7 protein-coding genes are annotated in these 7,709 nt (G+C 69.1%); 3 read left to right on the top strand and 4 right to left on the bottom strand.

The window, feature by feature from the left end; all coding sequences use genetic code 11:
• Positions 1 to 9: 9 nt before the first annotated feature.
• Positions 10 to 1,245, top strand: a complete 1,236-nt coding sequence (gene queG / locus AC3FOF_RS11800) for a tRNA epoxyqueuosine(34) reductase QueG (protein WP_488726658.1) — start codon at positions 10 to 12, stop codon at positions 1,243 to 1,245.
• Here queG and AC3FOF_RS11805 read toward each other — a convergent pair.
• Entirely contained in the window at positions 1,238 to 2,131 is an 894-nt protein-coding gene (locus AC3FOF_RS11805) for an AEC family transporter (protein WP_276267510.1), read from the bottom strand. The genes queG and AC3FOF_RS11805 overlap by 8 nt on opposite strands.
• 187 nt (positions 2,132 to 2,318) lie before the next feature.
• Between AC3FOF_RS11805 and AC3FOF_RS11810 the strand changes: the two genes are divergently transcribed.
• Together AC3FOF_RS11810 and AC3FOF_RS11815 are read left to right on the top strand one after the other, a co-directional pair.
• Positions 2,319 to 2,945 (top strand): chalcone isomerase family protein, encoded by a 627-nt coding sequence (locus AC3FOF_RS11810; RefSeq protein WP_017225209.1) that lies wholly within the window; start codon positions 2,319 to 2,321, stop codon positions 2,943 to 2,945.
• A gap of 138 nt (positions 2,946 to 3,083) precedes the next feature.
• The gene (locus AC3FOF_RS11815; protein ID WP_276267509.1) at positions 3,084 to 4,052 is read left to right on the top strand and encodes a tripartite tricarboxylate transporter substrate binding protein BugE; all 969 of its coding nucleotides are present in this window, start codon (positions 3,084 to 3,086) and stop codon (positions 4,050 to 4,052) included.
• Between the two features lie 97 nt (positions 4,053 to 4,149).
• On the opposite strand, the gene AC3FOF_RS11820 is transcribed toward AC3FOF_RS11815, so the two are convergent.
• From AC3FOF_RS11820 to AC3FOF_RS11830, 3 genes are all read right to left on the bottom strand, one after another.
• Positions 4,150 to 5,079, bottom strand: a complete 930-nt coding sequence (locus AC3FOF_RS11820) for a carbohydrate kinase family protein (RefSeq protein ID WP_488726659.1) — start codon at positions 5,077 to 5,079, stop codon at positions 4,150 to 4,152.
• A gap of 41 nt (positions 5,080 to 5,120) precedes the next feature.
• Entirely contained in the window at positions 5,121 to 6,761 is a 1,641-nt protein-coding gene (pgi, locus tag AC3FOF_RS11825) for a glucose-6-phosphate isomerase (RefSeq protein ID WP_488726660.1), read from the bottom strand.
• A 78-nt stretch (positions 6,762 to 6,839) separates the two neighbouring features.
• Positions 6,840 to 7,709 (bottom strand): glucose-6-phosphate dehydrogenase (NADP(+)) (locus AC3FOF_RS11830; RefSeq protein ID WP_488726661.1); only part of this gene is annotated, 870 nt, incomplete at its 5' end.

The following is a 7,709-nucleotide window of genomic DNA, read 5'->3' on the forward strand; positions in this document are numbered from 1 at the left end:
AATTCGGGAATGATCGACCGAGCAGCCCAGGCGCCAACCGCCTCGCCCCCTCCTGCCTGCGGCGCCGCCCCGCAGGGTGCGCCTCGCCTTGACCCTCCCCTTGCACGTCCGGGCACGGATGCCGCCGGGCTGGCGGCACTGGCGCGCTCGATCCGGGCCTGGGGCGCGGAGCTAGGCTTCGACGCGGTCAGCATCGCCGAAGTCGATCTCAGCCGGGCAGAGGCAGGATTGATGGCGTGGCTGGCGCAGGGCTACCACGGCGACATGGATTATATGGCGAACCATGGCGTACGGCGTGCCCGCCCCGCCGAACTGGTGCCCGGCACGGTGCGCGCCATCGTGGCGCGCATGCCTTACCTGCCGGCGGCGGGCCCGGATGACTGGCGAGCCCACGAGTTCGCGCGGCTCGACGACCCCGCCACCGCGATGATTTCGCTCTATGCCCGTGGCCGCGACTACCACAAGGTGCTGCGCAACCGCCTGCAGCAGCTTGCCAGCCGCATCGAAGCCGCCATCGGCCCGTTCGGCTACCGCGTCTTTACCGACTCGGCACCGGTGATGGAGGTGGCGCTGGCCGCCCAGGGCGGGCTCGGCTGGCGCGGCAAGCATACGCTGCTGCTCGACCGCGAAGGCGGCTCGATGTTCTTCCTCGGCGAAATCCTGGTCGATGTGCCCTTTCCCGCCGACGCGCCCGAGCCGGGCCATTGCGGCAATTGCCGCCGCTGCATCGATATCTGCCCGACCCAGGCCATCCTGGAGCCGTACCGGATCGATGCGCGCCGCTGCATCTCCTACCTGACCATCGAGCACAAGGGCGCCATCCCCGAGGCACTGCGCGCGCCGATGGGCAACCGCGTGTACGGCTGCGACGACTGCCAGCTGGCCTGCCCCTGGAACAAGTTCGCCCACCGCGCCACGCTGCCCGACTTCGATGTGCGCAACGGCTTCGACGCGCCCGACATGGCTGCGCTGTTCGGCTGGACGGAGGCGGAATTCAATCAGCGGCTGGAAGGCAGCCCGATCCGCCGCATCGGCCATGAACGCTGGCTGCGCAACCTGGCCGTGGGCCTGGGCAACAGCCTGCGCGCCGCCTGCGCCGGCGGCGACACGGCGCTCGCCGCCCGCATCCGCGCGGCGCTTGGCGCGCGCCAGGCCGGGGCCAGCCCGCTGGTACGCGAGCATATCGACTGGGCGCTGGCGCAGGACGGCGCACCCGATGCCGCCAAACCGGCCCCCGCTAGCTGACCAGCGCCAGCCAGAACGGCGTGGTGACGATGGCCGCCACGGTCATCACCGAAATGGTGGCCGCCACCATCGGCCCGTTGCCGCCCATGCGCACCGCCAGGATGTAAGCGCTCGACGCGGTCGGCAGCGAGGCGAACAGCACGACGATCTGCGACTGCAGTTCGGTCAGCGGCAACAGCCGCCCCACCGCCCAGGCAAAGCAGGGCATGGCCAGCAGCTTCACGCCGCTCCACCATGCCACCGGCCCCGCCGCGCCGGTGGCGCCGCTCATCTGCAGGCCCGCGCCGACCGTCATCAGGCCCAGCGCGGTGGACGCGGAACCCAGCCGGGCCAGCGTCATGCCCAGCACCTCGGGCGGATGCAGGCCGATCAGGTTGGTCAGCAAGCCGCCGGCAGTGGCCAGGATCAGCGGATTGCGCGCCAGCTCGCGCCACAGCCGGGTTTCGCCGTGACGGGCCAGCGCCCATACCGCCGCCACGTTGCACAGCGGCACCGTGCAGCCGACGATCACCGCCATCATCGCGAGTCCCTCGCTGCCGCCCAGGCGCGAGGCCAGCGCCAGCCCGATGTAGGAATTGAAGCGGAACGCGGTTTGCAGGCCCGAGGCGAAATCCAGCGGAGCCGGCCGCAACGCCCATTTGACGGCGTAGCCGCCGACCATGCCGAACGCCGTGGTCAGCAGCGCCAGGCCGAGCATCGCCGAAGTGGAAGAGAAATCGAACCTGGCACTATTGGTGGATTGCAGCAACAGCGCGGGAAACAGCACGAAATAGACCAGGCGTTCCACGCCTGACCAGAAGGCACGGTCGAACGGCGTGTAGCGCACCAGCAGCCAGCCTATCAGGATCAGGCTGAAATCCGGCACCAGCAGGAGGGCAGAAGACATCGTCTCGTTCTGTTTATTCTATGTATTCAGATGACCGCCGCGCCTTGGGGCTGCGCTTGTCTCCCGCCGGCAGGCGAGTGCGGACAACCGGCTTTGCCCCTACGGAGTGCAGACTAGGGCAGATACCGATTGGTATTGTTTCAGAAATCATCGAACATCGCACGTTCCGTCGTACCGTCTACCCTTCATGTTTGCCCGTCGTACCCCGTTTGCGCGCGCCCCGCTGCGCCGCCGCGCCAGCCAGCTCGCACTCACCCTCTGCGTGAGCGCGCTCATGGCCATGCCGCCGGGCTCCGCGCGCGCCAGCGAAATCGAGGGCATGCGTATCGACGATGCCACCCGGGTCGGCGGCAAGGAATTGCAACTGAATGGCACGGGCCTGCGCTCGATGTTCATCATCAAGGGCTATGTGGCCGCGCTCTACCTGCCGGAAAAGGCCCGCAATGCCACGGTGGTGCTGGGCGACCACGGGCCCAAGCGCCTGCAGATCCGGCCATTGCGCGAAGTGGCGTCCGACGCGTTTATCAAGGCCCTGAACGAGGGGATTCGCGAAAACCACAGCGAGGCCCAGTTCCTGAGACTGTCCGACCGCCTGCTCCAGCTCGAACAGACCATGGAGCAGATGGGTACCGCCCGCAAGGGCGACGTGATCAATTTCGATTTTTCGCCCGATGGCGGCACCGTGGTCGCCATCAACGGCACGCCGCGCGGCAAGCCGATCCCGGGCGAGGACTTCTACCAGGCGGTGCTGCGCATTTTCCTGGGCGACCACCCGGTCGACCGGGATCTCAAGCGCGGACTGCTGGGCGGTTGACCCCGGGACGGCCCGCGCGGCCTGCCCGCCAGGACTCACGCCGCCGGCCAGGCCGCCCGTCACATCGGGGGCCCGGCCGGCGTTCTTTACTTCGGGCGGGACATCCCCGCCCGCTCTTTTGACGGGAGACACGATCTCATGCAGACAAGCAAAATCGCCCTGGCCCTGAGCCTGGCAGCCGCCGCCTCCGTAGCCCAGGCGGACAATTTCCCGAGCAAGCCGATCCGGCTGATCATCCCGTTCGCGCCCGGCGGCACCACCGATATCGTGGGCCGCGGCGCTGCCGACCAGATGAGCCGCATCCTGGGCCAGCCCGTGGTGGTGGAAAACCGCGCCGGCGGGGGCGGCTCGATCGGCGCCGATGCCATCGCCAAGGCCGCCCCGGACGGCTACACCATCGGCATCTCCACGGTGTCCACGATGGCGGTCAACCCGGCCTGCAATCCCAAGCTGTCGTACGACCCCATCAAGGACTTCAAGCCGATCACCAACCTGGCCAACGTGGCCAACGTGATCGCGGTCAACCCGAACTTCCCGGCCAAGGACTACAAGGAATTCCTCGCCGTGCTGAAGGCCAATCCGGGCAAGTATTCGTTCGCCACCTCCGGCACCTGCGCCTTTGGCCATATGCTGGGCGAGCAGTTCAAGGTCTCCACCAAGACCTTCATGGTTCATATCCCCTACCGCGGCGCGGGCCCGGCGCTGAACGACGTGCTGGCCGGCCAGGTGCCGATCATGGTGGACAACCTGCCCTCCTCGATGCCCTATATCAAGGCCGGCAAGCTGCGCCCGATCGTGGTGGCGTGGCACAAGCGCATCGACGCGCTGCCAAACGTGCCGACCTTCGGCGAACTGGGCCTGAAGGAGCCGAACGACCCGGCCTGGTACGGCCTGGTAGCCCCGGCCGGCACGCCCGACGACGTCATCAGGAAGCTCAACGAAGCCGCCGTCAAGGCACTGCAGGACAAGGACTTCCAGCAGCGCCTGCGCACCGCCGGCGCCGAACCTTCGGGCAACACCCCGGCGCAGCACGCGGCCGAGATCAAGAAGGAATTCGAGAAGATGAAGAACCTGGTGAAGGTGCAGAACATCAAGCTGGAGCAGTGATGCCGTGCCGGCTGGCCTGATGCCAGCCTGCGCCCGCCAAAGCCCCGGAGCCAGGCTCCGGGGCTCTTTCTTTTGTGCGCAAGCGCGGCCGGCCCCCTCACGCCGCGACCGCCGCCCGCTCCAGCAGCGCCCGCACCTCCGCCACGGTGGGGGAGTATGCGCCCGCGCGCGTAGCGGCCACGGCGGCTGTCGCCGCCGCCCAGCGCGCCTGCCGCGCCAGCGTCGCGTCGGGATCCAGCAGCAAGCCAGCCATCCAGCCGCCCATGGCGGCATCGCCGCAGCCCACGGTGTCGACCACATCGACGGCAAACACCGGCTGCTCGCACGCCTGGCCGCCGTGCAACAGCGTCATGCCGGCCGCGCCGCGCGTCAGCAGCACGCGGGCTTGCGGCGCCAGCGCCCGCAGCGCGGCCAGCGCGGCGGGCTCGTCCAGCGCCGGGTACAGGCCACGCAGGTCTTCGTCCGACACCTTGATGTAGTCCGCCAGGCCGGCCATGTGCGCAAACACGGCCTGGTACTCCGGCGCGCGCATGGGCGAACGGAAATTGGGATCGAAGGCGATGCGCCGGCCCGCCGCCGCGGCCTGCGTGGCTTCTTCGCACAGGCGCGCGGCGAGCGGCTGGCGCGCCAGGCTCAGGGAGCCGAAATGCACGGTGCGCGCGGCCTGGCGCCAGCCCGCCGGCAGCCTGGCGGGATCGAAGTAGAGATCGGCGCTGTCGTCACCCACGAAGAAATACCGTGGCGGATGCTGCGCGCCGACAAAGGCCAGCAGCGGCGAGCGTTCCGCGCGCTGCAGGAAACGCAGGTCCAGGCCTGCATCCGCGCTGGCCTGGGCCAGCTGGTCGCCCAGCGTGTCGCGGCTGATCGCACCGGCGAAGGCGGTCGGCACGCCCAGCCGCGCGCCCACCCGGGCCACGTTCCAGCATGAGCCGCCGGGCAGGCCGAGCCAGTCGTTGCCGCCCTGGTGAACCATATCGGTCAACGCTTCGCCGAAGACCACATACGTGGGCCATGGTGTCGTTGTCATTGCATCCTCTGTTGTGTTCGCGCGTCGGCGTGCGCCGCGCCTTACCCTTGCCATGCCGACGCGGCGGCCAGCGCGCGCCGGATCAGGCCCGCGGTGGACGCATCGTGCTGCCGGACCGGCCCGCCATCGAGCTCGCTGGCGATCGGCGCGGCCAATTGCTTGCCGAGCTCCACGCCCCACTGGTCGAAGGAGTTGATATGCCACAGCACCCCCTGCACGAAGGTGCGGTGCTCCGAAAGCGCGACCAGTGCGCCGAGGTGATAGGGGTCCAGCCGCTCCAGCAACAGCGTGTTGCTGGGGCGGTTGCCCTCGAACACCAGGTGCGGCACCAGCGCCTCGTCCTGCACGCCCAGCGCCCTGACCTCCTCCGCGGTACGGCCGCGCAGCAGCGCCTCGCCCTGGGCAAAGCAGTTGGCGAGCAGCTTGCTGTGGTGGCCAGGCATCGGGTGCACCGGTTCAAGCGTGGCGATAAAGTCCACCGGCATCCAGTGCGAGCCCTGATGCACCATCTGGAAGTAGGCGTGCTGGCCGTTGGTGCCGGTGGTGCCCCATACCACCGGCGCGGTGCCTTGCGCGGCCGCACCGCCGTCGAGCCGCACGGACTTGCCGTTGCTCTCCATCTCGAGTTGCTGCAGGAAGGCCGGCAGGAGTTCCAGCGGCTCGCAGTACGGCGCCACGCAGCGGCTGCCGGTGCCGAGGAAGCTGCGGTACCAGACGTCGAGCAGGCCAAGGATCACCGGCATGTTGCGCGGGATGTCCGCTTCGGCGAAATGCCGGTCCATGGCGCGCGCTCCATCGAGCAGTTGCCGGAAGCGCGTGAAGCCGACCGCCAGCGCGATCGACAACCCCACCGCTGACCACAGCGAGAAGCGCCCGCCCACCCAGTCCCAGAACGGAAACATATTGGCGGGATCGATGCCGAACGCAGCCACCGCCTCCCGGTTGGTGGAGACCGCGACGAAATGGCGCGCCAGCTGCGCCTGCGGCACGCCATGGCGCTGGAACCAGGTACGCGCGGTGTGCGCATTGGCCATGGTCTCGAGCGTGGTGAAGGTCTTGGAGCAGACCACCACCAGCGTGCTGGCCGCATCCAGCCGCGGCAGCACGGCGGCAAGATCGCTGCCGTCCACGTTGGCGACGAAATGCATGCGCGGCCCATCGCTGTCCAGGTGCGCAAGCGCGCGGCAAACCATGCGCGGCCCCAGGTCCGAGCCGCCGATGCCGATATTGACCACATCCGTGATCACGCGGCCGTCCCAGCCGCGCCACGCGCCGCCGCGCACCGCGTCGGCAAAGCGCTCCATCTGCGCCAGCACCGCGGCCACCTCGCCGGCCACCGGCACGCCCTGCGCATGGAAGCCATCCTCCGGCCAGGCGCGCAGCGCCATATGCAGCGCGGCGCGCCGCTCGGTGGTGTTGACCGCCTCGCCACGGTACATCGCGTCGCGCCGCGCGGCTACGCCTGCCTCGCGGGCCAGCGCGAACAGCAGCGCCATGGTGGTGTCGGTGACGCGGTTCTTGGCGTAGTCCAGTGTCAGGCCGGCGGCCTCCAGCACGAATGCCGCACCACGGGCTTCGCCCTGCCGGCCTTCGAACCAGTCGCGCAGATGGGCATGGCGGATGCCTTGCGCATGCGCCTGCAGCCGTTGCCAGGCAGGCAGGGAAGGTGGGGAATGAGACATCGGTTCGACTCCTGTACTCGCCGCCGCGCTGGCATGGACCGGCGCAACGTTATGCTTCAAATGCGCTTCGGACGGCCTTTACAGCTCTTCGTGCCAGACCGCGCCATCGCGCGACAGCAGCGCGCTCGACGCAGCCGGGCCCCAGGTGCCGGCGGTGTACAGCTTGGGGGCGAAGTTGCTCTGCTCCCAGGCTTGCTGGATGGGCGCGACCCAGCGCCAGGCCTGGGCCTGCTCGTCGCGCCGCACGAACAAGCCAAGCCGGCCGCGGATGACATCGAGCAGCAGGCGCTCGTAAGCACCGGTCTTGCGCTCATGCCGTGCGCCCTGCCCGCGCGGCAGCATGCGTTGCAGGTCCAGCGAAGCGGGCTGCAGCGCCTGCGTGTCGCCCGGCTGCTTGACCAGGAAATGCAGGCGGATGCTTTCCTCGGGCTGCAGCGTGATCACCAGCCGGTTGCCAGGCTCGTGGTCGAGCGGGCGTGGGAACAGGGAATACGGCACGTCGCGGAACTGGATCACGATCTCGGCCACGCGCGACTGCATGCGCTTGCCGGTGCGCAGGTAGAACGGCACCCCCGCCCACCGCCAGTTGGCGATCTCGGCCTTGATGGCGACGAAGGTCTCGGTCTGGCTGTCGGGCGGGATGGCCGCCTCGTTCACATAGCCCGGCACCGCGTCGCCGCCCGCGGCGCCGCGGCAGTATTGCCCGCGCACCACCTTCTCGGCGACCTCGCCCAGTTCGATCGGCTTGAGCGCCTTGAGGATCTTCAGCTTCTCGTCGCGGATGGCGTCCTCGGACAGGCTCGAGGGCGGCTCCATCGCCACCATGCACAGCAATTGCAGCAGGTGGTTCTGCACCATGTCGCGCAGCGCGCCGATACCGTCGTAGAAGGCGCCGCGCTTTTCCACGCCGAGTTCCTCGGCGATGGTGATCTGCACGTCGCGCACCCA

The sequence above is a fragment of the Cupriavidus sp. 96C5-1 genome (genome assembly GCF_057798855.1).

Bases quoted from the DNA above. Each gene is read 5' to 3' on its own strand.
- pgi (WP_488726660.1), bottom strand. From the start codon at position 6,761: ATGTCTCATTCCCCACCTTCCCTGCCTGCCTGGCAACGGCTGCAGGCG.
- AC3FOF_RS11815 (WP_276267509.1), top strand. From the start codon at position 3,084: ATGCAGACAAGCAAAATCGCCCTGGCCCTGAGCCTGGCAGCCGCCGCC.
- AC3FOF_RS11810 (WP_017225209.1), top strand. From the start codon at position 2,319: ATGTTTGCCCGTCGTACCCCGTTTGCGCGCGCCCCGCTGCGCCGCCGC.
- AC3FOF_RS11805 (WP_276267510.1), bottom strand. From the start codon at position 2,131: ATGTCTTCTGCCCTCCTGCTGGTGCCGGATTTCAGCCTGATCCTGATA.
- AC3FOF_RS11820 (WP_488726659.1), bottom strand. From the start codon at position 5,079: ATGACAACGACACCATGGCCCACGTATGTGGTCTTCGGCGAAGCGTTG.
- queG (WP_488726658.1), top strand. From the start codon at position 10: ATGATCGACCGAGCAGCCCAGGCGCCAACCGCCTCGCCCCCTCCTGCC.